The organism is Pseudomonas sp. NPDC089392, assembly GCF_044749595.1.
Lineage (GTDB): Bacteria > Pseudomonadota > Gammaproteobacteria > Pseudomonadales > Pseudomonadaceae > Aquipseudomonas.
In genome coordinates, this window is sequence record NZ_JBIVIF010000013.1 from 94,725 (window position 1) to 119,848 (window position 25,124).

At 61.3% G+C, this 25,124-nt stretch carries 24 protein-coding genes and 1 pseudogene; 12 read left to right on the top strand and 13 right to left on the bottom strand.

The genetic code is table 11. The features are described 5' to 3' along the window. The first annotated feature begins 36 nt into the window (after positions 1–36). Positions 37–894 (top strand): SDR family oxidoreductase, encoded by an 858-nt coding sequence (locus ACIP1G_RS14050; protein WP_400737853.1) that lies wholly within the window; start codon positions 37–39, stop codon positions 892–894. 121 nt (positions 895–1,015) lie between these two features. Here ACIP1G_RS14050 and ACIP1G_RS14055 read toward each other — a convergent pair whose 3' ends face one another. The 5 genes from ACIP1G_RS14055 to ACIP1G_RS14075 form a co-directional block, all read right to left on the bottom strand. Beyond that, positions 1,016–1,747, bottom strand: coding sequence for a hypothetical protein (locus ACIP1G_RS14055; RefSeq protein WP_400737855.1), 732 nt, complete (start codon positions 1,745–1,747; stop codon positions 1,016–1,018). A gap of 59 nt (positions 1,748–1,806) precedes the next feature. Next, positions 1,807–2,187 (bottom strand): RidA family protein, encoded by a 381-nt coding sequence (locus ACIP1G_RS14060; RefSeq protein WP_009684531.1) that lies wholly within the window; start codon positions 2,185–2,187, stop codon positions 1,807–1,809. Between the two features lie 23 nt (positions 2,188–2,210). Next, positions 2,211–4,319 (bottom strand): bifunctional GTP diphosphokinase/guanosine-3',5'-bis pyrophosphate 3'-pyrophosphohydrolase, encoded by a 2,109-nt coding sequence (gene spoT / locus ACIP1G_RS14065; RefSeq protein ID WP_019471052.1) that lies wholly within the window; start codon positions 4,317–4,319, stop codon positions 2,211–2,213. Between the two features lie 59 nt (positions 4,320–4,378). After that, on the bottom strand, positions 4,379–4,642 hold the full coding sequence (gene rpoZ / locus ACIP1G_RS14070; protein ID WP_003253383.1) for a DNA-directed RNA polymerase subunit omega: 264 nt from the start codon (positions 4,640–4,642) through the stop codon (positions 4,379–4,381). A gap of 205 nt (positions 4,643–4,847) precedes the next feature. Further along, positions 4,848–5,720, bottom strand: coding sequence for a LysR family transcriptional regulator (locus ACIP1G_RS14075; RefSeq protein ID WP_400737858.1), 873 nt, complete (start codon positions 5,718–5,720; stop codon positions 4,848–4,850). Between the two features lie 206 nt (positions 5,721–5,926). Between ACIP1G_RS14075 and ACIP1G_RS14080 the strand changes: the two genes are divergently transcribed. The 3 genes from ACIP1G_RS14080 (at position 5,927) to ACIP1G_RS14090 (ending at position 9,742) form a co-directional block, all read left to right on the top strand. After that, the gene (locus tag ACIP1G_RS14080) at positions 5,927–7,309 is read left to right on the top strand and encodes a glutamine synthetase family protein (RefSeq protein WP_400737861.1); all 1,383 of its coding nucleotides are present in this window, start codon (positions 5,927–5,929) and stop codon (positions 7,307–7,309) included. Positions 7,310–7,313: 4 nt separating this feature from the next. Further along, entirely contained in the window at positions 7,314–8,081 is a 768-nt protein-coding gene (locus tag ACIP1G_RS14085; protein ID WP_400737864.1) for a gamma-glutamyl-gamma-aminobutyrate hydrolase family protein, read from the top strand. A 119-nt stretch (positions 8,082–8,200) separates the two neighbouring features. Beyond that, positions 8,201–9,742 (top strand): APC family permease, encoded by a 1,542-nt coding sequence (locus ACIP1G_RS14090; protein WP_400737867.1) that lies wholly within the window; start codon positions 8,201–8,203, stop codon positions 9,740–9,742. Between the two features lie 133 nt (positions 9,743–9,875). Here the strand turns inward: ACIP1G_RS14090 and gmk are convergent, their stop codons facing one another. Both gmk and ACIP1G_RS14100 read right to left on the bottom strand, forming a co-directional pair. Next, on the bottom strand, positions 9,876–10,496 hold the full coding sequence (gmk, locus tag ACIP1G_RS14095) for a guanylate kinase (RefSeq protein ID WP_400737870.1): 621 nt from the start codon (positions 10,494–10,496) through the stop codon (positions 9,876–9,878). A 13-nt stretch (positions 10,497–10,509) separates the two neighbouring features. Beyond that, complete coding sequence (locus ACIP1G_RS14100; RefSeq protein ID WP_400737872.1) at positions 10,510–11,373, bottom strand: YicC/YloC family endoribonuclease; 864 nt, start codon at positions 11,371–11,373, stop codon at positions 10,510–10,512. A gap of 228 nt (positions 11,374–11,601) precedes the next feature. Here ACIP1G_RS14100 and rph point away from each other — a divergent pair, with 228 nt between their 5' ends. Together rph and ACIP1G_RS14110 are read left to right on the top strand one after the other, a co-directional pair. Continuing rightward, positions 11,602–12,324 (top strand): ribonuclease PH, encoded by a 723-nt coding sequence (gene rph, locus ACIP1G_RS14105; protein ID WP_051096411.1) that lies wholly within the window; start codon positions 11,602–11,604, stop codon positions 12,322–12,324. A gap of 23 nt (positions 12,325–12,347) precedes the next feature. Continuing rightward, positions 12,348–12,716, top strand: a complete 369-nt coding sequence (locus ACIP1G_RS14110; RefSeq protein WP_201199455.1) for a DUF4870 domain-containing protein — start codon at positions 12,348–12,350, stop codon at positions 12,714–12,716. A gap of 117 nt (positions 12,717–12,833) precedes the next feature. Here ACIP1G_RS14110 and ACIP1G_RS14115 read toward each other — a convergent pair whose 3' ends face one another. Continuing rightward, positions 12,834–13,613, bottom strand: coding sequence for a catabolite repression control protein Crc (locus tag ACIP1G_RS14115; protein ID WP_400737875.1), 780 nt, complete (start codon positions 13,611–13,613; stop codon positions 12,834–12,836). 80 nt (positions 13,614–13,693) lie between these two features. Here ACIP1G_RS14115 and pyrE point away from each other — a divergent pair, with 80 nt between their 5' ends. Beyond that, positions 13,694–14,335, top strand: coding sequence for an orotate phosphoribosyltransferase (pyrE, locus tag ACIP1G_RS14120; protein WP_003253405.1), 642 nt, complete (start codon positions 13,694–13,696; stop codon positions 14,333–14,335). Positions 14,336–14,512: 177 nt separating this feature from the next. Here the strand turns inward: pyrE and argB are convergent, their stop codons facing one another. The 4 genes and pseudogenes from argB to coaBC form a co-directional block, all read right to left on the bottom strand. Next, positions 14,513–15,418 carry an acetylglutamate kinase gene (gene argB, locus ACIP1G_RS14125; protein WP_004575216.1) on the bottom strand — a complete coding sequence of 302 codons (906 nt, stop codon included), beginning with the start codon at positions 15,416–15,418 and terminating at the stop codon, positions 14,513–14,515. Between the two features lie 30 nt (positions 15,419–15,448). Next, a pseudogene (locus ACIP1G_RS14130) lies at positions 15,449–16,816 on the bottom strand (phosphomannomutase/phosphoglucomutase); the annotation flags it as partial. A gap of 144 nt (positions 16,817–16,960) precedes the next feature. After that, positions 16,961–17,416: a dUTP diphosphatase gene (gene dut / locus ACIP1G_RS14135; RefSeq protein ID WP_012274822.1), complete on the bottom strand. Its 456-nt coding sequence runs from the start codon at positions 17,414–17,416 to the stop codon at positions 16,961–16,963. 5 nt (positions 17,417–17,421) lie between these two features. Then, the gene (gene coaBC / locus ACIP1G_RS14140) at positions 17,422–18,633 is read right to left on the bottom strand and encodes a bifunctional phosphopantothenoylcysteine decarboxylase/phosphopantothenate--cysteine ligase CoaBC (RefSeq protein ID WP_003253409.1); all 1,212 of its coding nucleotides are present in this window, start codon (positions 18,631–18,633) and stop codon (positions 17,422–17,424) included. A gap of 129 nt (positions 18,634–18,762) precedes the next feature. Between coaBC and ACIP1G_RS14145 the strand changes: the two genes are divergently transcribed. The 5 genes from ACIP1G_RS14145 (at position 18,763) to ACIP1G_RS14165 (ending at position 23,838) form a co-directional block, all read left to right on the top strand. Then, entirely contained in the window at positions 18,763–19,443 is a 681-nt protein-coding gene (locus ACIP1G_RS14145) for a JAB domain-containing protein (protein ID WP_400737879.1), read from the top strand. Positions 19,444–19,560: 117 nt separating this feature from the next. Then, positions 19,561–20,355, top strand: coding sequence for a hypothetical protein (locus ACIP1G_RS14150; protein WP_400737881.1), 795 nt, complete (start codon positions 19,561–19,563; stop codon positions 20,353–20,355). Between the two features lie 336 nt (positions 20,356–20,691). After that, positions 20,692–21,378, top strand: a complete 687-nt coding sequence (locus tag ACIP1G_RS14155; protein WP_400737883.1) for a hypothetical protein — start codon at positions 20,692–20,694, stop codon at positions 21,376–21,378. 183 nt (positions 21,379–21,561) lie between these two features. After that, complete coding sequence (locus ACIP1G_RS14160; protein WP_400737886.1) at positions 21,562–22,242, top strand: transcriptional regulator; 681 nt, start codon at positions 21,562–21,564, stop codon at positions 22,240–22,242. A gap of 522 nt (positions 22,243–22,764) precedes the next feature. Next, positions 22,765–23,838 (top strand): hypothetical protein, encoded by a 1,074-nt coding sequence (locus ACIP1G_RS14165; protein ID WP_400737889.1) that lies wholly within the window; start codon positions 22,765–22,767, stop codon positions 23,836–23,838. A 310-nt stretch (positions 23,839–24,148) separates the two neighbouring features. Here ACIP1G_RS14165 and ACIP1G_RS14170 read toward each other — a convergent pair whose 3' ends face one another. Next, the gene (locus ACIP1G_RS14170) at positions 24,149–25,078 is read right to left on the bottom strand and encodes a pyridoxal-phosphate dependent enzyme (RefSeq protein WP_400737891.1); all 930 of its coding nucleotides are present in this window, start codon (positions 25,076–25,078) and stop codon (positions 24,149–24,151) included. Positions 25,079–25,124: the final 46 nt, after the last annotated feature.

The window sequence follows — 25,124 nt, forward strand, 5'->3', positions numbered from 1 at the left end:
GTGGCCGGCTGATCAATTGGTCTAGGGAGTTTTGTGATGTCAGACCTTTCCGTGATGGTGGTGGGTTGTGGTGATGTAGGCGGGCGCCTGGCTCGGCAAATGCTGGCGCGTGGCTGGCAGGTGAGCGGCCTGCGCCGTTCGGTCGGAGAGCTGCCAGCGGGCGTTGCGCCGGTTGCCGCAGACCTGGCCGAGCCGTCGATTCCGCACGCTTGGCCACAGGGTCCGCTGGACTATCTGGTGTACTGCGTGGCGGCCAGCCAGCATGACGAGGCGGGTTACCAGTCGGCTTATGTCGACGGCTTGCGTCATGTGCTGGCCTGGCTGGCCGAGCGCGGCCAGCGCCCGCGCCGCCTTCTGTTCGTCTCCAGCAGCAGCGTGTATGCGCAAAAGGACGGCGAGTGGATCGAGGAAGGTGCGGCCACCGAGCCGGAGGGCTATTCCGGGCGGGTGATGCTGGAGGCTGAAGCGCTGGCGCTGGCCAGTGGCATCCCGGCGAGCGTAGTACGCCTGACCGGCATCTATGGCCCCGGCCGCGAGTGGCTGTTGAGCCAGGTGCGCCAGGGTTACCGCGTAGCCGAAGAGCCGCCGCTGTATGGCAACCGCATTCATGCCGAGGATGCTGCCAGCCTGTTGGCGTTCCTGCTGCAGGCTGATGCCGACGGCAAAGTGCTGGACGACTGCTACATCGGCGTAGATGACGACCCGGCACCGCTGGCCGATGTGGTGGCCTGGCTGCGCGGGTACATGGGAGTTACCGAGTGGTCCGATGAACAGCGGGTGCGGCGCACCGGCAGCAAGCGCTGCAGCAATGCCCGGGCGCGGGCGCTGGGTTGGGCGCCGGTGTATCCGAGTTACAAGGAAGGCTATGCCGCAATCCTGAAAGGAATGTGCTGAGTCCACCGGCCTCTTCGCGGGTGAACCCGCTCCCACATGTATAGCGTCGCACTCACCGGCGGTGCCGTACCTGTGGGAGCGGGTTTACCCGCGAAGAGGCCGGTGGCGATTTCAGCAGGCTTCAGCTCTTTTCCAGCACCCACTGTCGCTTGCCCGCCGCCAGTTGCGGCATTTCATCCGCCTGCGCACGGTTCAGCGCCTGGAAGATCTCCAGCTTGTCGCCATCGCGTTTGAGGATGAACGGCGCGCCACGCTGGTTGCGTTCCAGCCACAGGCTGTCATTGCTGCCGCCCATGGTCGCGCAGTCGCCTGCCAGGCACAGGGCGAAGCGGTCTGGTCCAGGCAGGCCGGTGACGCTACCGGTGTCGCTGAAGCGCACGCTGCCACCTTTGCCCTGGCCCTCGACGATTTTCCAGTTGCCGCCCAGGTAAGCCTGGTACAGCGCCTTCTCGAAGCTGCTGCCCAGCGGTGCATTGGCGGTTGCCGGTGCCTTGGCGCGCACGAAGGTCTGCTTGCTGCCGCTCTGGTCGACGGCTTGCAGCTCGTTACCATCGAGCGACAGCTGTTCGGTCTGGCCGCCCTGGAAGCTGGCCTGCCATTGCTTGTCATTGGCGCTCAGCTGGCCGTCAGCCGCTTCGAAACCATTGCTGAAGCTGGCCTGCTGGTTGGCGACGTCGAGCTTCCACTCGAATACCGGGCCGTTCTCGTTCAGCGCCTGGCGCAGGCTGCCGCCTTTGACGGCCGCGGTGATGGCGTCCTGGTTGATCCAGGTGCCGTTGAAGTCTTCGGGTTTGTGGCTGGCGCAGCCGCCCAGTAGCAGGGCTGCCAGCGCGAGGGGCAGTGCTTGACGCATGACGGGGTAACCTTGCAGAGGAGAGAAGGTGACGGGCAGGGCGCCCGTCACCAGGGGCATCATTCGATGACCAGGATGGCGTCCATTTCGACCTGGGCGCCTTTTGGCAGCGCGGCAACGCCAATGGCGGCGCGGGCCGGGTATGGCTGCTCGAAGTAGCGGCCCATCACCTCGTTGACCTTGGCGAAGTGGCTGAGGTCGGTGAGGAAGATGTTCAGCTTGACGATGTCCTTGAACGAACCGCCAGCGGCTTCAGCCACGGCCTTGAGGTTCTCGAACACCTGCACGGTCTGGGCTTCGAAGCCTTCGACCAGTTCCATGGTCTTCGGGTCCAGCGGGATCTGGCCCGACATGTACACGGTGTTGCCGGCCTTGATCGCCTGCGAGTAGGTACCGATAGCGGCTGGGGCCTTGTCGCTGTTGATGACGGTCTTGCTCATGATGACTCCTTGCGGTTGGCGGACTACGTACGCATGCGGGTGATGCGGACCACACCGGTCAGGGTACGCAGCTTCTTGATCACACGTGCCAGGTGCACGCGGTCGTGCACGCTGACCACCAGTTGGACCACGCTGATACGGCCGTCGCGTTCGTCCATGCTGATCTTCTCGATGTTGCCGTCGGCGGCGTTGACGCTGCTGGCCAGCAGGGCGATCAGGCCACGCTGGTGTTCCAGTTCGACACGCAGTTCGACATTGAACTCGCCCGTGATGTCCTTGGCCCAGGAGAGCTGCACGCACTTTTCCGGGTTGTGGCGGATTTCACTGATGTTGCGGCAGTTTTCCAGGTGCACGACCATGCCCTTGCCGGCCGACAGGTGACCAACGATCGGGTCGCCCGGGATCGGCGTACAGCACTTGGCGTAGCTCAGCACCAAGCCCTCGGTACCGCGGATTGCCAGCGGGCCTTCCGGCGCCGGCAGCTGCTCGCCTTCGGCCGACAGCAGGCGGCGCGCGACCACGTAGGCCATGCGGTTGCCCAGGCCGATGTCTTCGAGCAGGTCTTCGATCAGCTCCAGGCGGTACTCGGCGAGAATCGCCTGGATGCGCTCCTGGGGGATTTTCTCCAGGCTGCTGTCGAAGCCGGTCAACACCTTGTTCAACAGGCGCTCGCCGAGGCTGATGGACTCGGAGCGGCGCTGCTGCTTGAGCGCATGGCGGATGTGCGTGCGCGCCTTGCCGGTGACCACGAAGTTGAGCCAGGCCGGGTTTGGCCGTGCGCCCGGGGCGCTGACGATTTCCACCGTCGAGCCGCTTTGCAGTGGCTCGGACAGCGGCGCCAGGCGGCGGTTGATGCGGCAGGCGATGCAACTGTTGCCAACGTCGGTGTGCACCGCGTAGGCGAAGTCGACGGCCGTGGAGCCTTTCGGCAGCTCCATGATCCGGCCTTTGGGCGTGAACACGTAGACCTCGTCCGGGAACAGGTCGATCTTCACGCTCTCGATGAACTCCAGCGAGTTGCCGGCCCGTTGCTGCAGCTCGAGGATACCCTTGACCCACTGGCGGGCGCGGGCGTGGCTGCCCTTGGGCTGCTCGTCGTCGTTGGACTTGTACAGCCAGTGCGCGGCAATGCCGTTGTTGGCCATCTCTTCCATCTCGCGGGTGCGGATCTGGATTTCGATGGGCACGCCGTGCATGCCGAACAGCGTGGTATGCAACGACTGGTAGCCGTTGGCCTTGGGGATCGCGATGTAATCCTTGAAGCGACCGGGCAGCGGCTTGTACAGGTTGTGCACTGCGCCGAGTACGCGGTAGCAGGTGTCGACCTTGTCGACGATGATGCGGAAGGCATACACGTCCATGATCTCGTTGAAGGCGCGGCGCTTGCCGCGCATCTTCTTGTAGATGCCATAGAGGTGTTTCTGCCGGCCGCTGACCTCTCCTTCGATGCCGTCGGCAGCCAGGCAGTTGGCCAGCGAGTGCTCGATCTTGGCGACGATCTCTTTGCGGTTGCCGCGTGCGCTTTTCACCGCCCGGTGAATCAGCGACGAGCGCATCGGGTGCATGGCCTTGAAGCCGAGGTCCTCGAACTCTACGCGCACCGTGTGCATACCCAGGCGGTTGGCGATGGGGGCGTAGATTTCGAGAGTTTCCTTGGCGATGCGCCGGCGTTTTTCGCCAGACAGCACTTCCAGGGTGCGCATGTTGTGCAGGCGGTCGGCCAGCTTGACAAGGATCACGCGGATATCGCGGGCCATGGCCATGGCCATTTTCTGGAAGTTTTCGGCCTGCGCCTCTGCCTTGGTCTCGAAGTTCATCTGGGTCAGCTTGCTGACCCCATCGACCAGTTCGGCCACGGTCTCGCCAAACTGCTGGCTGAGGGCTTCCTTGGCGATGCCGGTGTCTTCGATCACGTCGTGCAGCATGGCGGCCATCAGGCTCTGATGGTCCATGTGCATGTCGGCGAGGATGCTGGCCACGGCCAGCGGGTGGGTCACGTAGGGCTCGCCGCTGCGGCGGCGTTGCCCATCGTGGGCCTGTTCGGCGTAGAAATAGGCGCGCCGGACCAGGTTGACCTGTTCGGGGCCAAGATAGGTCGACAGCCGTTCGGCCAAGGCTTCTATACCCGGCATGGGTTCACCTCCTGCCGAGGAAGGGGGCCTTGCGCCGTGCGACGTCGACCTGGCATCAATCAGACAGCCTCGTTGTTCTCGTCCTCGAACGCGGCGAAGACCGGATCCTCGGTGACGATCTCTTCGGCGGCGATGAACTCGTTGGTGACGATGCCTTCGGCGATTTCACGCAGGGCAACAACGGTAGGCTTGTCGTTTTCCCACGCTACGCGTGGCTCTTTGCCGCCGGTCGCCAGCTGGCGAGCGCGCTTGGTCGAGAGCATGACCAGCTCAAAGCGGTTATCCACGTGTTCCAGGCAGTCTTCAACAGTTACGCGGGCCATGGTCTTCCTCAGTAGCAAATGCGGTGGGCGTGCAGCCCAATAATGGGCAGGCGGACTCGATAGTTTAAAAAATCACCAGCCAATAGGGAAGCGCTGTTTTGTCGGGCCGATTCATCCCCGGGCCTGCCGCCGCACCCTGTGGGAGCGGCTTTAGCCGCGAAAGGGCCGGAACAGACACCCTCGATGCATGAACCTGACGATAACCTCAGAGCATCGCGTCACGCAACCTCGGGGTCAGCTCCTCGAACAAGGTCTGCACCGAGCGCAACGCCCGGCAATCCGGCCGGGTCAACAGCCACAGCTGGGTATCGCAGCCGGGCAGCGGCCCGCTCAGCGCATCCACCCCCGGCAGCGCATGCACCATGTAGTCCGGCAACGCCGCCACACCCAGCCCGGCGGTCACCAGTTGGGCGATGGTCGACATGCCGCTGCACTGGTAGCGCGGGCTCAGCCCCGGATGCTGCTGGTTGCGCCAGACCACCGTGGGGTGGTCCTGCATGGAGTCGTCGGGGGCGATCCACGGCACGCTGGCCGGCGCCGCGGCCAGGCGCTCGCGCCACTGCGGCTGGCCGCAGATTACATAAGAGGTAGAGCCCAGGTTCCGGCCCACCAGGTGCTCCGGCGGCGTGTTGGTCAGGCGCAGGGCAATGTCGGCATCGCGTCGGCTGAGGTTGGCAAAGGTGTTGGAGGTGCCCATCTCCAGCGACAAGGCCGGGTAGTTGGGCATGAACTCGGCCAGCGCCGGCAGCAGCAGGCTGTGCATCACCGCCTCGGTACAAGTCAGGCGCACCGTACCGCTGACCACCTGCTCGCCACTGGTCATGGCGATGCGCGCCGCCTCCAGCGCCTGCTCGGCGCGCTCGGCCTGTTCCGCCAGGGCCTGGGCGGTATCGGTTGGCAGGTAGCCTTTGCGGCTTTTTACAAACAGCGCGGTACCGAGTGCCGATTCAAGCCGGCGAATCGAACGGAACACGGTCGAAACGTCGACTTTGAGCAGCTCGGCGGCTTTGGCCAGCGAGCGGCCACGTTCCAGTGCCAGGACCAGGGAAAGGTCGGCGTGGGTAATCTGATATTGCATTGGTGCACGCTCTGCTTGCCGAATTGCCAATGTCTGTTGCGTCGGGGCCATTTTATAGTGAAACGGCCCCCCGGAATCAATGCGCCCGGTCGGGTAACCAATCCCCACGATGGGAAAGTGAAAAGAACAACAGCTGCAACCATCGTCGCCCGTGAGGCGCCAGCCGTATCCCCACATCGCCGCAGCAAATCATAGGATGTACAGCCATGACGTCGGTAACCCCGTGCGCCAGTTCTTCCAGCGAGATGAATGACTTCCTCCAGGCCCATCCGGACACGCAGTACGTCGACCTGCTGATCTCCGACATGAATGGCGTGGTACGTGGCAAGCGCATCGAGCGGGCCAGCCTGCACAAGGTGTACGAAAAGGGCATCAACCTGCCGGCATCGCTGTTCGCCCTGGACATCAACGGCTCCACCGTGGAAAGCACCGGCCTTGGCCTGGACATCGGCGATGCCGACCGCATCTGCTTCCCGATCCCCGGCACGCTGTCGGACGAGCCGTGGCAGAAGCGCCCGACCGCCCAGCTGCTGATGACCATGCACGAGATGGATGGCCAGCCGTTCTTCGCCGACCCGCGTGAAGTGCTGCGCCAGGTGGTAAGCAAGTTCGACGACCTGGGCCTGGATATCTGCGCCGCGTTCGAGCTGGAGTTCTACCTGATCGACCAGGACAACCTCAACGGCCGCCCGCAGCCGCCGCGCTCGCCGATTTCCGGCAAGCGCCCGCAATCGACCCAGGTGTACCTGATCGACGACCTCGACGAATACGCCGACTGCCTGCAGGACATGCTCGAAGCGGCCAAGGAGCAGGGCCTGCCTGCTGACGCCATCGTCAAGGAGAGCGCCCCGGCGCAGTTCGAGGTCAACCTGCACCACGTGGCCGACCCGCTGAAGGCCTGCGACTACGCGATCCTGCTCAAGCGCCTGATCAAGAACGTTGCCTACGACCATGAAATGGACACCACTTTCATGGCCAAGCCCTACCCGGGCCAGGCTGGCAATGGCCTGCATGTGCACATTTCGTTGCTGGACAAGAAAACCGGCAAGAACATCTTCGCCAGTGACGATCCGCTGCAAAGTGACACGCTGCGCCACGCCATCGGTGGCGTGCTGGAGACCATGCCGGCGTCGATGGCCTTCCTCTGCCCGAACATCAACTCCTACCGCCGTTTTGGCGCGCAGTTCTACGTGCCCAATGCACCGAGCTGGGGCCTGGACAACCGCACCGTAGCGGTACGCGTGCCGACCGACAGCAGCGACAACGTGCGCCTTGAGCACCGCGTGGCCGGCGCCGACGCCAACCCGTACCTGATGCTGGCGGCCATTCTGGCCGGCGTGCACCACGGCCTGACCAACAAGGTCGAGCCAGAGGCACCGATCGAAGGCAACTCCTACGAACAGCTGGAGCAGAGCCTACCGAACAACCTGCGCGATGCCCTGCGCGCGCTGGATGACAGCGAAGTCCTCAACCAATACATCAGCCCGGACTACATCGATATTTTCGTGGCCTGCAAGGAAAGCGAACTGGCCGAGTTCGAAGTGTCGATCTCCGACCTTGAGTACAACTGGTACCTGCACACGGTGTAAGCCCATGAGCGCAACTGCGGTCCCCTTGATCGGTGTCAGCGCCTGCCGCCAGCAGGTGGGGAAGAACTCGTCGCACACGGTAGGCGACAAGTATGTCGAGGCGGCCGGCTTTGCCGGCCTGCCGCTGATCTTGCCGGCCCGTGACGGCGGCAGCGACACACCCGCGCTGCTGGCCCGCCTGCACGGCATTGTTTTTACCGGCTCGCCTTCAAATATCGAACCGCATCATTACAATGGCGCCCCCAGCGCGGCGGGCACCCGGCACGACCTGGCGCGTGATCGGCTGACCCTGCCGTTGCTGCAGGCGGCCATTGCTGCTGGTGTGCCGGTGTTGTGCATCTGCCGTGGCTACCAGGAATTGAACGTGGCCCTTGGCGGCAGCCTGCACCAGCGCGTGCAGGAACTGCCCGGTTATGTGGACCACCGCGAACCTGAGGACGCACCCCTGGAGGTGCAGTACGGCCCTCGTCACCCGGTCAGCATTGAGCCTGGCGGGTTGTTCGAGCGCCTGGGCCTGGCTGCGCAGTTCGAGGTCAACTCGCTGCACAGCCAGGGCATTGACCGCCTGGCCCCAGGCCTGCGCGTCGAAGCACGGGCCCCGGATGGCCTGATCGAAGCGGTGTCCATGCCTGATGCGCCGGGCTTTGTGCTCGGCGTGCAGTGGCACCCGGAGTGGCGTTTTAGTGAAAACCCGGTCTCGCTGCGCCTGTTTCAGGCGTTTCGCGAGGCCTGCATTGCCTACGCAGCACGGGAGGGCGCACGGCAGGCGTGATGCTGACGTCAGCCGAAGGTCTCGGATGACGTGTCCCCGACAGCAAGCTTTCAATGAGTGAAAGCGGGCCTTGTACGCAAGGCCTGTGAAAACAATTCCAAAATTTACGGCAAATACTCATGAGCAATTACACAGAAGCCGGCCGCCCACCCGATGTGGCGGCCGACGCGGGCAACACCCAGCGCAGCAAGGGCCTGGCCAAAGGCCGCTTGGGCTTGCTGGCCAGCGTGGTGCTGGGCATTTCCACCATCGCGCCGGTCTACACCCTGACCGGCGCCCTTGGCCCGACCGTGCGTGAGGTGGGTGCCCACCTGCCAGCCGTGTTCATCGTTGGCTTCCTGCCGATGCTGCTGGTGGCCCTGGGCTACCGCGAACTGAACTCGGCAGAGCCGGACAGTGGCACTTCATTCACCTGGTCGGCGCGTGCCTTCGGCCCGATGATCGGCTGGATTGGCGGCTGGGGGCTGGTGGTGGCCACCACCATCGTGCTGTCCAACCTGGCCGGCGTGGCGGTCGACTTCTTCTACCTGTTCCTCGGCCAGATCACTGGCAAGCACGAGTTGGCGGCGTTGGCCGACAACCTGTTGATCAACATCACCACCTGTTGCGTGTTCATCGCCCTGGCGGTGTGGATCTGCTGTCGCGGCATAGCCACCACCATGACTGTGCAGTACGGCCTGGTGGCCCTGCAGTTGCTGGTGCTGATCGGCTTTGCCTTCGCCGCCTTCGGTGGCACCACTGCACCGCCACCGCTGGCGTTCGATTTCGCCTGGTTCAACCCGTTCGGCGTCGAGTCGTTCTCGGCCTTTGCCGCCGGGCTGTCGCTGTCGATCTTCATCTTCTGGGGTTGGGACACCTGCCTGACCGTCAGCGAGGAATCGGTGGGCAGTGAAGAAGTGCCGGGCAAGGCCGCTACCTGGACGGTGATGCTGATCCTCGGCCTGTACCTGTTCACCGCCATCGCCACCCTGCAGTTTGCCGGTATCAGTGAAACTGGCCTGGGCCTGAACAACCCGCGCATCCAGGAGAACGTGTTTGCCCACCTGGCCGGCCCGGTCATGGGGCCGCTGGCGATCCTGATGTCCATCGCGGTGCTGGCCAGCACCGCAGCCTCGCTGCAGTCGACCTTCGTGGCGCCGGCGCGCACCCTGTTGGCCATGGGTTACTACGGCGCGGTACCGCCGAAGTTCGCCAGTGTCTGCCCGCGCTCGCAAACCCCGCGCTACGCCACCATTTGTGCGGGCATCGCTGCCGGCTTGTTCTACGTGACCATGCGTACCCTTAGCGAGAACGTGCTGGCGGATACCATCACGGCACTGGGCATGATGATCTGCTTCTACTATTCGCTGACGGCGTTCGCCTGCGTCTGGTATTTCCGTGACAGCCTGTTCAGCAGCCTGCGCCACTTCATCATGCGCGGCATGTGCCCGCTGGTGGGTGGGGTGATCCTGTCGGTGATTTTCGCGCGCACCGCCATCGACAGCGCTTCGCCGGACTTCGGCAGCGGCTCGCATGTGGGCGGGCTGGGGTTGGTGTTCGTGATTGCCGCGATCATCTCGGTGCTGGGCATCGGGCTGATGATGCTGTCGCGCATGCGTGCGCCGGCGTACTTCCTGGGGGCTACCCTGCGTCAGCAGGCTACCCTGCCTCTGCAGGAATAAAGCTGGGGGCGCTTTGCGGCCCTTTCGCGACACAAGGCCGCTCCTACAAGAGATCGCGTTAGTCAGGCTTGCGCGATCCCCTGTAGGAGCGGCCTTGTGTCGCGATAGGGCCGCAAAGCGGCCCCATCGATCTTCAGCCGATCATTTGCTTCAGCAGTGCTGCATGACGCTGCTGCTGCTTCTTCAGCATCAGGCGATTCGAGCGGAACACCGCTTTCAAATCCTCCAGCGCCACGTCGAAATCATCGTTGATGATCACGTAGTCATACTCGTCGTAGTGCACCATCTCGCTGACCGCTTCCCTCATGCGCCCGGCGATGATCTCTTCACTGTCCTGCCCACGGCCGTCCAGGCGCTGACGCAGCGCTTCCTGGCTCGGCGGCAGGATGAATACCGACAGTGCCTGCGGCATCAGCTTGCGCACCTGCTGGGCACCTTGCCAGTCGATTTCCAGGATCAGGTCGTAGCCCTGGTCCAGGGTTTGCTGCAGTGCGCTGCGCGAGGTGCCGTAGAAGTTGCCGAACACCTCGGCATGCTCCAGGAAGTCACCTTGCGAGATCAGCGCCTTGAATTCCTCGTGGACGACGAAGTGGTAGTTCACCCCGTGCTGCTCGCCCGGGCGCATGGCGCGGGTGGTGTGCGAGACCGAGACGCGAATCTGCTGGTCGTCCTTGGTCAGGGCGGTGACCAGGCTGGTCTTGCCGGCGCCCGAAGGGGCCGAAACGATGTAGAGGGTGCCGCTGCTGTGGTTCATGGTCGGGGTGGCCTTACTCGATGTTCTGTACTTGTTCACGCATCTGTTCGATCAATACCTTCAGGTTGACCGCCGCTTGTGTGCTGCGTGGGTCGAAGGCCTTGGAGCCGAGGGTGTTGGCCTCGCGGTTGAGTTCCTGCATCAGGAAGTCCAGGCGCCGGCCGGCGGCGCCGCCGCCCTTGAGCACCCGGCGCACTTCGGTGACGTGGGTGCTGAGGCGGTCGAGTTCCTCGGCCACGTCGCTTTTCTGCGCCAGCAATACCATCTCCTGCTCCAGGCGCTGCGGGTCGAGTTCGGCCTGCATGTCGCCGAAGCGGTCGAGAATCTTCTGCCGCTGCGCCGCCAGCATCTGCGGCACCAGGGCGCGCAGGGTGGTGACTTCGCTGGCCATGTTGTCCAGGCGTTCGTTGATCAGCCGTGCCAGTTCCTGGCCTTCGCGCAGGCGCCCGGCCTTGAGCTCGGCCAGGGCTTCGTCGAACAGCGCCATGGCTTCGGCGTTCAGCGCCTGTGGGTCGCTGGTGTCGGCCACCAGCACGCCCGGCCACGACAGCACTTCCAGTGGGTTCAGCGGTGCCGGCTGCTTGATCAGGCCGGCCACTTCCTCGGCGGCGGCAACCAGCTGTGCGGCGCGCTCGCGGTCCACTTTCAGTGGCTTGCCGTTGCTGTCCTCGTTGAGGCGCAAGGTGCATTCCACCTTGCCCCGTGACAGGCCTTGGCGCAGGCCTTCACGTACTCCGCCTTCGAGGTCGCGCAGGGCCTCGGGCAGGCGCAGGTGCGGCTCCAGGTAGCGGTGGTTGACCGAACGCAGCTCCCAGACCAGCGTGCCTTGGCTGCCGGCGCGCTCGACACGAGCAAAAGCGGTCATGCTGTGCACCATGGGGAGTACCTCGCGTAGATGAATGAACGGTGGGAGCCTCTCGGCTGCAAGGCGCAGGATTGTAGCGCAGTGGGGCCGTGGCGCCCAATCCGACCATGTTACAGAGGGGTGGCTGCAGTGGTAGGAAAAGGCGACGGGCAGCCCCGCGCGCGACAATAGGCATGTCCTCTCCGGGCTGCGGGCTCTATAATGCTCGGCAGATTCAAAGTCCCAGTACAGGTATCCCAGATGAAACGTCCAAGTGGTCGCGCCGCCGATCAGCTCCGCTCGATCCGCATCACCCGCAACTACACCAAGCACGCCGAAGGGTCGGTACTGGTCGAGTTCGGTGACACCAAGGTCATCTGCACGGTCAGCGTGGAAAACGGTGTGCCGCGCTTCCTCAAAGGCCAGGGCCAAGGTTGGCTGACCGCCGAATACGGCATGCTGCCGCGTTCCACCGGCGAGCGTAACCAGCGCGAAGCCAGCCGTGGCAAGCAGGGTGGTCGCACCCTGGAAATCCAGCGCCTTATCGGCCGGTCGCTGCGCGCCGCGCTGGACATGAGCAAGCTCGGTGACATCACCCTGTACGTCGACTGCGACGTGATCCAGGCCGATGGCGGCACCCGTACCGCTTCCATCACCGGTGCCATGGTCGCCCTGTGCGACGCCCTGGCGGTGATCAAGAAGCGCGGCGGCCTGAAGGCAGGCAACCCGCTCAAGCACATGATCGCTGCAGTGTCGGTGGGCATGTACCAGGGCGAAGCCGTGCTCGACCTGGACTACCTGGAAGACTCCGCTGCCGAAACCGACTTGAACGTGGTCATGACCAGCGCAGGTGGTTTCATCGAAGTACAGGGTACTGCCGAAGGCGCGCCGTTCCAGCCTGAAGACTTCAACGCCATGCTCGCCCTGGCGCAGAAGGGCATGACTGAAATCTTCGAACTGCAGCAGGCCGCGCTGGCCGACTGATCCCAGCCAGGGAGGTGCGGGGCATGAGCGATTCGAACCTGTCGATCACCCCGCCCAATGCCGAAATCCGGCAATGGGCGATGTTCTGCCACCTCTCCGCGCTGTTGGGCCTGGTAGTGCCGCTCGGGCACCTGCTGGGCCCGCTGGTGCTGTGGCACCTCAAGCGCGAGCAAGACCCTTTCATCGACGCCCAGGGCAAAGAGGCGCTGAACTTTCAGATCAGCGTGACCATTGCCGGGTTCATCTGCTTCTTGCTGATGTTCGTGTTTATCGGGCTGGTGCTGTTCGCCATGCTGACGGTGGCGGTGCTGATCCTGATCATCATTGCCGCGGTGCGGGCGAATGAGGGCAAGCCTTATCGCTACCCGATGATCTGGCGGCCGATCAAATAAAGCTGGGGCTGCGTTGCAGCCCTATCGCGACACAAGGCCGCTCCTACAGGGGAATGCATAACCCTTGTAGGAGCGGCCTTGTGTCGCGATAGGGCCGCAAAGCGGCCCCCATGCCTTTTAGATGGTCAACGTCCAGTCATAGTCGACAATCAGCGGCGCATGCTGCGAGAAGCGCGGCTGACGCGGCAGGCGAGCATTGCGCACGAAGCGGCGCAGGCCCGGGGTGAGGATCTGGTAGTCGAACCGGTAGCCCAGGTTGAGCATCTCGGCCTGTTCGTTGTTCGGCCACCAGCTGTACTGGTCGCCTTCACGGCTGACTTCGCGCAGGGCATCGACATAACCCATCTCGCCCGTGATCGCATCCATCCAGGCGCGCTCCGGCGCCAGGAAGCCCGGCGACTGCTGGCTGTCACGCCAGTTCTTGATGTCGAGCTTCTGCTGCGCCACGTAGAACGAGCCGCAATAGATGTACTCGCGGCGCTTGCGGCGCTGCTTGTCCAGGTACTTGGCGAAGTCGTCCATCAACTTGAACTTCTGGTTCAAGTCTTCGTCGCCGTTCATGCCCGAAGGCAGCAGCAGGCTGGCAATACTGACTTTGTCGAAATCTGCTTGCAGGTAACGCCCGTAGCGGTCGGCTGTCTCGAAACCCAGGCCGGTGATGACTGCCTTGGGCTGCATGCGCGAATACAGGGCCACACCACCTTGGGCAGGCACCTCCGCGTCGCAGGCATAAAGGAAATAGCCATCGAGCTGGAAAGCTGGGTCATCGAGTTCAAAGGCCGAGGCGCGGGTATCCTGAAGGCAGATGACGTCGGCATTCTGGGCTTGCAGCCAGCTGAGCAAACCACGCTCGGCCGCAGCCTGAATGCCATTTACGTTCACACTGATGATCCGCATAAATGGCCCCAAAAATCTCGTGCGTGTATGATACCCGAGCTCAACCCATTTAGCTAAATCCGTGGTGTCCGGGACTATTCATGCAGCCGTATCAGCGCGACTTTATCCGTTTTGCCATCGATCGCGGGGTACTGCGTTTCGGTGAATTCACCCTGAAATCGGGGCGTACCAGCCCGTATTTCTTCAATGCCGGCCTGTTCAACACCGGTTCCGCATTGGCCGAGCTGGGGCGTTGCTACGCCGCAGCCATCGTCGACAGCAAGATCCCGTTCGATGTGCTGTTCGGCCCGGCCTACAAGGGTATCCCTTTGGCGGCGACCACCGCCGTGGCCCTTGCCGACCAGCATCAGCTCGATGTGCCATGGTGCTTCAACCGCAAGGAAGCCAAGGACCACGGCGAAGGCGGCAGCCTGGTTGGCGCACCGCTGGCCGGTGACGTGCTCATCATCGACGACGTGATCACTGCCGGTACCGCCATTCGTGAGGTCATGCAGATCATCAACGCCCAGCAGGCCAAGGCCGCTGGCGTGCTGATCGCACTGAACCGCGAAGAGCGTGGCAATGGCGAGCTGTCGGCGATCCAGGAAGTGGAGCGTGACTTCGGCATCCCGGTGGTCAGCATTGTTTCGCTGACCCAGGTGCTGGAGTTCCTGGCGGATGACCCACAGCTGAAGCAGCACCTGCCGGCTGTAGAGGCCTATCGGGCGCAGTACGGGATCTGACCCTGGCCTGGAAATGAAAAAGGCGACCTTCTTGTGAAGGTCGCCTTTTTTTGTGCCGCCTGTTCGGGCCTCTTCGCGGGTGAACCCGCTCCTACATCGGGCAGCGCTAGACTCGAGGGCTGCGATTGCCTTTGTAGGAGCGGGTTTACCCGCGAAGAGGTCGGGGCAGGTTAACGATCAACGCGGCTTGCGGTTGGTGATCAGGGTACCCACGCCGCTGTCGGTGAAGATCTCCAGCAGCACCGCATTCGGCACGCGGCCGTCGATGATGTGCGAGCTGTTCACGCCGCCCTGTACCGCATCCAGCGCGCACTTGATCTTCGGCAGCATGCCGCCGTAGATGGTGCCGTCGGCGATCAGTTCGTTGACCTGCTCGGTGGTCAGGCCGGTCAGGACCTGGCCTTGCTTGTCCATCAAGCCGGCGATGTTGGTCAGCAGCATCAGCTTCTCGGCCTTCAGCGCTTCGGCCACCTTGCCCGCCACCAGGTCGGCGTTGATGTTGTACGACTCACCATTGGCACCCACGCCGATTGGCGCGATCACCGGGATGAAATCGCCCTTCACCAGCATGTTCAGCAGGTCGGTGTTCACGCTCACCACTTCGCCAACGTGGCCGATGTCGATGATTTCCGGGGTGGTCATCTCGGGTGTCTGGCGGCTGACGGTCAGCTTGCGCGCGCGGATCAGCTCCGCGTCCTTGCCGGTCAGGCCGATGGCGCTGCCGCCGTGGCGGTTGATCAGGTTGACGATGTCCTTGTTGACCTGGCCACCCAGCACCATCTCCACCACGTCCATGGTCGCCGAGTCGGTGACGCGCATGCCGTCGATGAAGTGGCTTTCGATCGACAGGCGCTTGAGCAGGTCGCCGATCTGCGGGCCACCACCGTGGACCACCACCGGGTTGATACCCACAGCCTTCATCAGCACGATGTCACGGGCGAAGCCGGTCTTGAGCTCCTCGCTCTCCATCGCGTTGCCGCCGTACTTGATCACCAGGGTCTTGCCGACAAAGCGGCGGATGTAAGGCAGTGCTTCGGACAAAACCTCGGCTACATGGGAAGCGGCATCGCGATCGAGGGTCATGCAGGGCTCCTGTAAGGAACAGATAGTCGGTCAGAACGGCAGTTGCAGCTCAGGCTCAACCCGCAGCAACTGAGTACGGAAAACATCTTTGATACGTTGCAATTCGGCGTCGCTGTCGGCCTCGAAGCGCAGCACCAGCACCGGGGTGGTGTTGGAGGCGCGAACCAGGCCCCAGCCATTGGCGTAGTCGACCCGCACACCGTCGATGGTGGTCAGGTTGGCTTCGCCCCATTCGGCGTCGCGTTGCAGTGCATCAATGATGCTGAATTTACCCTCGTCGGTCACATCAATATTGATTTCCGGCGTGGAAATATCGTTCGGGAAGGCCGCGAACAGGTTTTCGGCGCTCTGCCCGGCCTTGCTGAGGATCTCCAACAGGCGCGCGGCGCTGTAGATACCGTCGTCAAAACCGTACCAGCGTTCCTTGATGAAGATGTGACCGCTCATCTCGCCGGCCAGCAGCGAACCGGTCTGTTTCATCTTCTTCTTGATCAGCGAGTGGCCGGTTTTCCACATCAGCGCGCGGCCGCCATGCTGTTCGATCAGCGGGGTCAGGCGACGGGTGCATTTGACGTCGAAGATGATTTCGGCGCCCGGGTTGCGCGCCAGCACGTCCTGGGCAAACAGCATCAGCAGGCGGTCGGGGTAGACGATGCTGCCGGTGTTGGTCACCACGCCGACGCGGTCGCCGTCACCGTCGAAGGCCAGGCCGATGTCGGCACCGGTTTCCTTGACCTTGGCGATCAGGTCTTCGAGGTTTTCCGGTTTGCCCGGGTCCGGGTGGTGGTTGGGGAAGTTGCCGTCGACCTCGCAGAACAGCGGGATCACCTCGCAGCCCAGGGCTTCGATCAGTTGCGGTGCGACCACGCCAGCGGCGCCGTTGCCGCAATCCACCACCACCTTGAGCTTCTTGGCCAGCTTCACGTCGCCGACGATCTGCTGGAAGTAGCGGTCAAGGATCTCGACCTTGTCCACGCGGCCTTCGGCCAGGGTCAGGTCGTTGGTTTTCAGGCGGGTCAGCAGGGCCTGGATCTGTTCGTTGGCCAGGGTGTCACCGGCGATGACGATCTTGAAGCCGTTGTAGTCCGACGGGTTGTGGCTGCCGGTCAGCATCACGCCCGACTTGCCGGCCAGCACGTTGGCGGCGTAGTACAGCGCCGGGGTTGGCACCAGGCCGACGTCGCTGACCTGGCAACCAGCGTCGACCAGGCCCTTGATCAGCTGTTCGACCAGCATCGGGCCGGACAGGCGGCCATCGCGGCCAACCGAAACCTGCGGTTCGCCCTGGGCCAGGCTTTGCGCGCCGATGGCGCGGCCGATCCAGTAGGCGGTTTCGGCGTGAAGGGTCTTGCCGACCACGCCGCGAATGTCATATGCGCGGAAAATGCTGTCTGGCAATGCGGCGGGGACCAGGTGGGCCATGTCGTTCATCTCTGGAAGCTCCATTAGTCAAAGGCTTTCTGGGCAGGCGCAAACTGAACGCTTGGACGGTGGTTTCGCCAGAGAGTTCGCCATCCTTGGCCCGAACGGTCATCTGGCGGCTCAGTGGCTGCCGGAATGGCCGAAGCCGCCAGCACCACGCTGGCTTTCATCGAAAGCTTCGACGATGTCGAAGTGGGCCTGCACGACCGGTACCAGCACCAGCTGGGCGATACGCTCGCCAACAGCGATGGTGAACGGGGTGTTGCTGCGGTTCCAGCACGACACCATCAGCTCGCCCTGGTAGTCCGAGTCGATCAGCCCGACCAGGTTGCCCAGCACGATGCCGTGCTTATGGCCCAGGCCCGAGCGCGGCAGGATGACCGCCGCCAGGCCCGGGTCGCCGATGTAGATCGACAGGCCGGTAGGGATCAGCAGGGTCTGGCCAGGCTCAAGGACAGTGTCTTCCTTGAGCAGGGCGCGCAGGTCGAGGCCGGCGGAGCCGGGGGTGGCGTAGGTCGGCAGCGGGAATTCGCTGCCCAGGCGTGGGTCGAGGATCTTGGCTTGAAGAGCGTGCATGGAACTTATTGAACCTGGTTGAGCCGTTCGGCGATGAAGGCGACCAGTTGCCGGGCGATCTTGCCCTTGCTGGTCTGCGCGAAGAGGGTCTGGTGCTGCTGGCGGTCGATCACGGTCAAGGCGTTTTCTTCGCTGTTGAAGCCGATGCTGGGGTTGGCCACATCATTGGCGACGATCAGGTCGAGGTTCTTGTCCTTGAGCTTGCGCGTGGCGTAATCGAGCAAGTGTTCGGTCTCGGCGGCAAAGCCGACGCTGAACGGGCGGTCGGCGCGGCCAGCAATGGTGGCAAGGATATCGGGATTGCGCACCATCTGCAGCAGCATGCCGTCACCGGTCGTAGGATCTTTCTTCAGTTTTTGTGTGGCAACCACTTCCGGGCGGTAGTCCGCGACCGCCGCCGAGGCAATGAACAGGTCGCACGGCATCGCCGCTTCACAGGCCGCGAGCATGTCCCGCGCGCTGACCACGTCGATGCGGCTGACGCGGTCGGGGGTTGGCAGGTGCACCGGGCCGGTCACGAGGGTTACCCGAGCCCCGGCTTCGGCGGCCGCCTCGGCCAGGGCGAAGCCCATCTTGCCGGAGCTATGATTGGTGATGTAGCGCACTGGGTCGATGTTTTCCTGGGTCGGCCCGGCGGTGATCAGCACGTGCTTGCCGGTCAGTGCCTGGCGCTTGAAGCTTTCCGCCGCGCACCAGGCCAGGTCGGTGGCTTCGAGCATGCGCCCCAGGCCGACGTCGCCACAGGCCTGGCTGCCGGAGGCCGGGCCGAACACCTGGATACCACGGCTCTTGAGCAGTTCGAGGTTGGCCTGGGTGGCCGGGTCGCGCCACATGGCCTGGTTCATGGCCGGGGCCACGGCGACGGTGGCGTCGGTGGCCAGCACCAGGGTGGTCAGCAGGTCATCGGCCATGCCCTGGGCCATGCGCGCCATCAGGTCGGCGGTGGCCGGGGCAATCAGCACCAGGTCGGCCCACTTGGCCAGCTCGATATGGCCCATGGCCGCTTCGGCGGCCGGGTCGAGCAGGTCCATGTGCACCGGGTGGCCCGACAGCGCCTGCAGGGTCAGCGGGGTGATGAACTCGGCACCACCACGGGTCATGACGACGCGCACCTGCGCGCCGTGCTCCAGGAGACGGCGAATCAGTTCGGCGCTTTTGTAGGCGGCAATGCCGCCACCCACGCCGAGAACGATGCGCTTGCGATACAGCCGCTGCATAGGCTTGCCTTTTTCCAGTGAGAGCGGGCGGCGACGTTTGTAAATGCCTGCGGCAGAACGTCGCATGTACGAGGCGAAATAGATTAACACAGGGCCGAAATGGGCCGCAGCAAGGGCTGAGGGGCGGGGATGAATATCAGGGAGTGGCCGGCGGAAGAACGGCCGAGGGAGAAGTTGTTGCAGCGTGGGGCGGCGGCACTGTCGGATGCCGAATTGCTTGCTGTACTGCTTGGGTCGGGGGTGGCCGGGCGGAATGTGCTGGACCTTGCGCGGGGGCTGCTGGTGCGTTTTGGCGGGCTGAGGCAGTTTCTTGAGGCTGATCGCGAAGCTGTACTGCGTGAACCGGGCATAGGGGCCGTGAAGTACGCACAGTTGCAGGCACTACTGGAAATTGGTCGGCGTTATCTGGATGAGAACATCGAGCGCGCAGCGGCCCTTGAAGGGCCTGTGGCGGTGCGGCGTTATCTCAAGGCCATGCTGCGTCATGAGCCCAGTGAAGTGTTTGGGTGCCTGTTTCTGGATACCAAGCACCGGCCGTTGGCGTTCGAGATCCTGTTCAGGGGCACGATCGACCGGGCCAGCGTCTATCCACGCGAGGTGGTACGGCGGGCGCTACTGCATAATGCGGCGGCGTTGATCCTTCGCGGTTATGGTATCAAGCTAAATGTTGCACATTCCTCTAATCCCCGAGATAGAGGCTTTCCGGTTGGCTTGCTTTCGATTTTAGGTTTCATCACGATTGTTGCATGGCTCCGAGCGCAACCCCATGGACAGGATATGCGTTGGTTTTTTGGCAGGCGTACTGTCTAGCCTCCGCCTGATACCAGTCATCTTTCAGACTCACACATCTTTCTGTACCGCCTCGTTCGCTGCTGTTTTCCATTAGTTTCAAAATGCACAAATACTCATCTATCAAGGACTCGCTCTGTGAACGATCTCGTTGCCACCTTTGAAAAGACCTTCCTTGTCCAGAAAACCTGGGCGCTTGCTGGCAGCTTGACCTACGTTTTCGCGGAGATGGCGGAAGAAGCTTACAGCCTCTATTTGAAGGATTTTGAGAATCGGGTGCCTGAGCCTCCAGAGAACGGTTACTGCGCCAAGCGAGTGGTCCAGGACGACCGCATGCTTCAGCTCGGCATCAAAAGCATCGTCTTCACGGCAATGGCTTTGGAGTCCGGGGTGTACGAACTGGCTACGATCAACCTCGGTGACAAGGCGACGGCCGCCTTAGACAAAGCCAATCTCGACGGTAAGTGGCGAATCGTCCCGCAGATGATTTGCGGACGATCACTGTCGGAGGAGCCGGTGCTGAATGAACTGCACGCCCTCAATAAGGCAAGAAACAAGCTTGTGCATCACAAGTCAGAACAGATGCCGGGCTACAAGCTCCAGCCAGGCTGTGAGAGCGACCCCGATCCCGATACTGATCCTCAGTGGACCGAAGAATCGATCAACGCTGTGGATAAAGCGATTAAAGAAATGAATGCCAATTCAGAGAGGTTCCATAGTGCAGTTCGGGCCTCTTTCAAAACGCTTGTCCGCGTTTCGTTGGAGCTTGAGAACCTAATCGGGAATGCAGGGCCGCTGCCACGCTTCAGTACACGTACGAGTATCTCTGGCCGACGGAGGTCCAAAGAACTACAAAAAGCCATCAGCGAGTGCAAGACAGGCGCCGGGAAGAAAGAGAAGAAAGCAAAGGCGTTTGCAAGCCTACCTGCATAAATTCTCGATGAAGGTCGAATCAATGCTCGCCGTCTCAAATCCCTCTAGGATCGGGGTTTGGGACAGAAGTAGCTCTGCGTAAAGCCATCGTTGTAAACCACTTTTTTTAACTGTAAACCACAGTGGTTTACAGTTAAAAAAAGTGGTTTACAACGGTGCTGCTAGCTCCGTTTTTCCAAGGGTTCCGCGATTCATGCATGGGCGATGGGTCAAGCAGAGCATCAGCATATTTGACGTCCAGGACAAGTTTCCGATGACCTTACCCATCAGCTCTGGTGTCAACGGGCCGTCACTGCCAATGTGCACCAGATTTCTCTACCTCCAAAGCAGGCCATCATGAGTAGTTCAGAGCCATTCCAGATTTGCGATACCTACATCCGTGTCGACACTATGGCCGATACCTACGCAAGAATGGCGGAACAGGCTTTCGCCCTGTTTCTTGATGGTACTGCTGATCCTAGCCCCCTTTTTTGCCCACCTTATGATCCCACTGGCGCTATGGACCGCGAGGAACGCAAAGCGGCAAACGGCATCAAGACCATTGTCTTTTCCGCAATGGCCATTGAAGCAGCCGTGTTCGATTTAGCCGCCATCCAGCTCGGTGATAAGGTGGCCACTGACTACTTGGACAAAATGGATTTGGTAGGCAAGTGGATGATCATCCCTCGACTCATATGCGGGCGTTCTCTTAAGGAAGACGGCCCCGCAATCAATGGCCTTAGAGGCTTGGTCAAAGCTCGTAATGCGCTGGTGCACCATAAGTCTAAGGAGTGGGACAAGGCAGGAAAGGCAGAGCGGGCTATGACTGAAAGATGGGCTCGGTTCGAAAAGGATCAGGTCCCCAATGCCTTCAAGACATTGGTCCTGCTGTCACTTGAAGTAGATGCAGTGCTTGAGGCGTTCGTGGGAGCTCTTCCGTTCTATGGAAAAGAGATCTATACGGGCTCACCGCGTCACCCTCTTGTAGAAGACATTGTTCAACGCTGTCGCAACACTCATCAGAAAAACTGGGATGGTGTGTAGCTTTTGGCGCTTGGTGCTCACCGACCAAGTCACTCACGAGGTGCGTCATGTTTCTAGTAGCGGCGACCTGCTGGTACGTCTAACACCTGAGGCCCTACGGTCGATACAATGCAGATTCAGGGGCCTGTCTTCACGCCCGCCAGACCACGCAGTATCAACCAATGGGCACTTTCAAGGTCGAGTATGAGCAGAACAAACGATGAAGAGGCTCGGCTGTTCGATGGCCTCAAGGCGATCGTGACCGCTTTCGGCACCGTCTTGGGACGCAATGTCGAGATTGTTCTGCACGACTTTCGAAACCCTGAAAAATCAGTTGTGGCCATCGCAAACGGCCATGTCACCGGCCGTACGATTGGTAGCCCTGTCTTGGGTGGGCCGCAACAGGATCTGGGTTTCACCGCCGTGATGAATGCATCCTCGGCCGAGCCTGGCTCGGGGCCAGTGGTGAAGGGAAGCTATACCACCCTAAACGCTCAGGGTAAGGCTCTGCGTAGTGCCACCGTTGTGTTCCGCAATACCGCAGGAGAGCCCTTCGCCGGGCTTTGTATCAATGCGGATTTCAACGACTTGGACCTGGCCAATGAACTCATCGAGCGGCTGCGCCCACTTGCCGGTCAGTCCGATACCTCGGCATCGGAGCCTGCTGACATGGAATTGCTTTCCGCGGAGGTGATTCGGAACGCATTGAGCCAGATTCCTGGAGGCAGGATGAACAAGGCCGCCAAGATCAATGCGGTTCGGCTGATGCAGGAAGGTGGCTTGTTCATCATCAAAGGCGGCGTAGAGCGCGCAGCAGAGGCGCTGGGGGTTACCCGATTCTCGATTTACAACTACCTAGAAGAGCTTCGTAAAGAACGTGCCTGAGGTCGCGAGGCTCGCTCACGAGCCTCGCGTCCCAGCGAATTTCTCATCGCCTCCAACGCTCTAGAGGGCCGGTCTCCAACCGGGTTGGCAGAGCTTCAAAACCCACTCATCAACAAACCGTTGATTTTTTCACTAAACGTTGAGATGCTCAGCTTCGTTCCGACGCGGCCTGTGCTCCATATGTGATCAAGACTGCACCGGCTTCCCCCAACTTTTCTTAACGAGAGTATGAACATGCTCATCCCTTGAAGAGAGGTGCCTCATGTCGTCTTGAAATAGAGCCGCGAGACGGGTAGTCACATTCCGCCACGAATCGGAACCACATTAGGTCATTTAACGTTGACCCTGATGTCTGCTTGCCTTTCTATTAACGCGGCCTTTAGCTGTGCATCCATGAGCTCGTTAAAGACGAGCCTGTGGGCGTGTTTAGCTTAGAAATATTAGCCTCTTCGAAACTGCCTAAAACAAATACAACTTGTTCACCAGCTCCGCTGGTGCAAACAATATCGTGCAGGGTTCGCCATGAAAACTAGTCTCAGATTAGCGGGTGCGTTCATCGGTCTGATTGTGGGCGTAGGTTTTGCCTCAGGCCAAGAAGTGTTGCAGTTTTATGCAAGCCACGGTCGGTACGGGTTCCTCGCTGCAATTGCTGCAGCTGGCATGTTCTCGTTCATGACTATGGTTTTGTTTCAAATTGGCAGTCAGCTCCAGACCAAATCTCATAAGGAAGCCATCGAGTACATCTGTGGGCCTCGCCTCGGCAAGCTCGTCGATGTAATCCTCACCGTGTTCCTGTTCTGCGTCATCCTGATGATGCTGGCGGGTGCCGGCGCGTCCTTCCAGCAACAGCTTGGCCTGCCGAACATCGCGGGCAGCCTGACGATCGCGGTAGCCACGGTGATCACCGTGTGCCTGGGGCTACGCAAGGTCATCACCCTGATGAGCTGGATTACTCCGGTGCTGATACCCATCCTGATTGCCTTGGCAATTTACGCCGTAAACACCACCGAACTGACTGTCGAGCAAATTGAGGCTCTGGCTGCAGTCCAGCCGCGAGCAGTGGATAACTGGCTACTCAGCGCGTTGCTGTACGTCTCCTCAAACATTGCCGGCACGGCACCTGTTCTGATCATCATGGGCGGTAGCGTTCTTCAGGCGAAGTGCGCTCGTAACGGCGGACTGATCGGTGGCGTTCTGATGGGTGCAATGCTAATGGTGATGGTCGTGGTGCTGCTCGCCAAGATCAATGTAATCGGAGGCTCGCCGATCCCGACGCTGGCTTTGATCACGGAAGCGTCGCCAATACTTGGCAACATCATGCTGGGAATGCTGATGATCAAGCTGTATGCCACGGTGTCGGGTCTGTCCTATGCGCTCACCGCTCGGCTCCAGGCCTACGGTATGAAAAAGCAATTGGCCGCGGTTCTATCGGTAGGTACTCCGCTGCTGTTCACATCAGTTGGCTTTATCAGTCTGGTGGGCACACTGTTGACGTTCATGGGCTATGTCGGCTTGCTGCTGATGAGCTGTATTGTCGTAACTTGGTTCAAATCGTATTTCACCAAGTCCCCGATTGGACAAAAAGCTGTATCCTGACTCAAAGCGATAGAACAAGCCCCTGAGCTGCGATGCGGTCAGGGGCTTTTTTATGCTTGACGAAAGGTCTTTAACATTTTTATAAAGGATTACCTTATCTACTATCCTAAATGTCCAACCTCAAACAACACCCTAAAAAATCCAAACGTGTTTTAAAAACCATCGCACAACATCTTATTCTAGAAGCTCTGTGTGAGTACGCGCCTCAACTAATAGACGCGCTCATTTCAGCGATAAGTCAGCTGTTATAACTCCTGACCGGTCGGAGTCGGCTGATCGCCGGCTCCGACATCGTGATCAGCTCAAGAGCTCAGGCCTGATAGCGCTTCTTCCATTCCTGGATCTGCTCCAGGGTCGCCGTTGCACCGCCGCAGACGATCACCAGCGGTGCCTTGAAATCAGCAACCAGTTGCTGCTCTCGGCTATACAGAGCAGCCAGAGATGCGCCACATGCCGGCTCCACCAGCAGGCGATGATCAAGCAAGAACCGCTCACAGGCATCCAGGGCCTCAAGATCTGTAACCGTGTGGCAGCGAATGTCGTGTTGCTTGGTCAGCTCGAATGCGCGCTCGCACACCATTTTCGCACCGAGAGAGGTGGCGATACTGGTGATTGCGTCCAGTTCGATCAGCTTGCCCGCTTCCACTGCACGATTGAGCGATTGGGCTCCTTCAGTCTCGATGGCCACTACTGGGATATGCTGCAAGCCGTTACGGTGCAGCCCCTCAACCACGCCGGACATCAGACCACCGCCGCCGACGGAAAGAATCACTGAGTCGAACTCAACGCCGCTACGTGCGACTTCATCGATCATGGTGGCGTGGCCGGTCCACATGGTGGCGTTGTCGAATGGATGCACGAAGGCGACCTCCGGGTCCTCCAGCATGGACTGAGCAAGGGCATTTGCTTCCATCCAGGAGGCGCCATGGACGATAACGTTCGCCCCCTCTTGCTCGATCAAGGCCTTAGCCCTGGCGGTTGTCGTTTCTGGCACCACAACCGTGACCGGGATCGACAGCTTGCGGCCGGCATAAGCAACAGCGATGCCCGCGTTGCCGCCGGAAGACGACACGAAGCGTTTCTTACCTTGGCGTACGTGAGCTTCACAGAGGGCACCGACGCCGCGAAGTTTGAACGACCCCGACGGCTGCAGCGCTTCAAGCTTGAGGCTTACAGATTTATTGCTCAGTACGCTGAGCGGACGGGACTCGATGATTGGGGTTTCAATATGAAGCGGCATCTCTGACCTCGTAGGGAACAGGTTGGTTATTGTCGGTGCGCCAGGG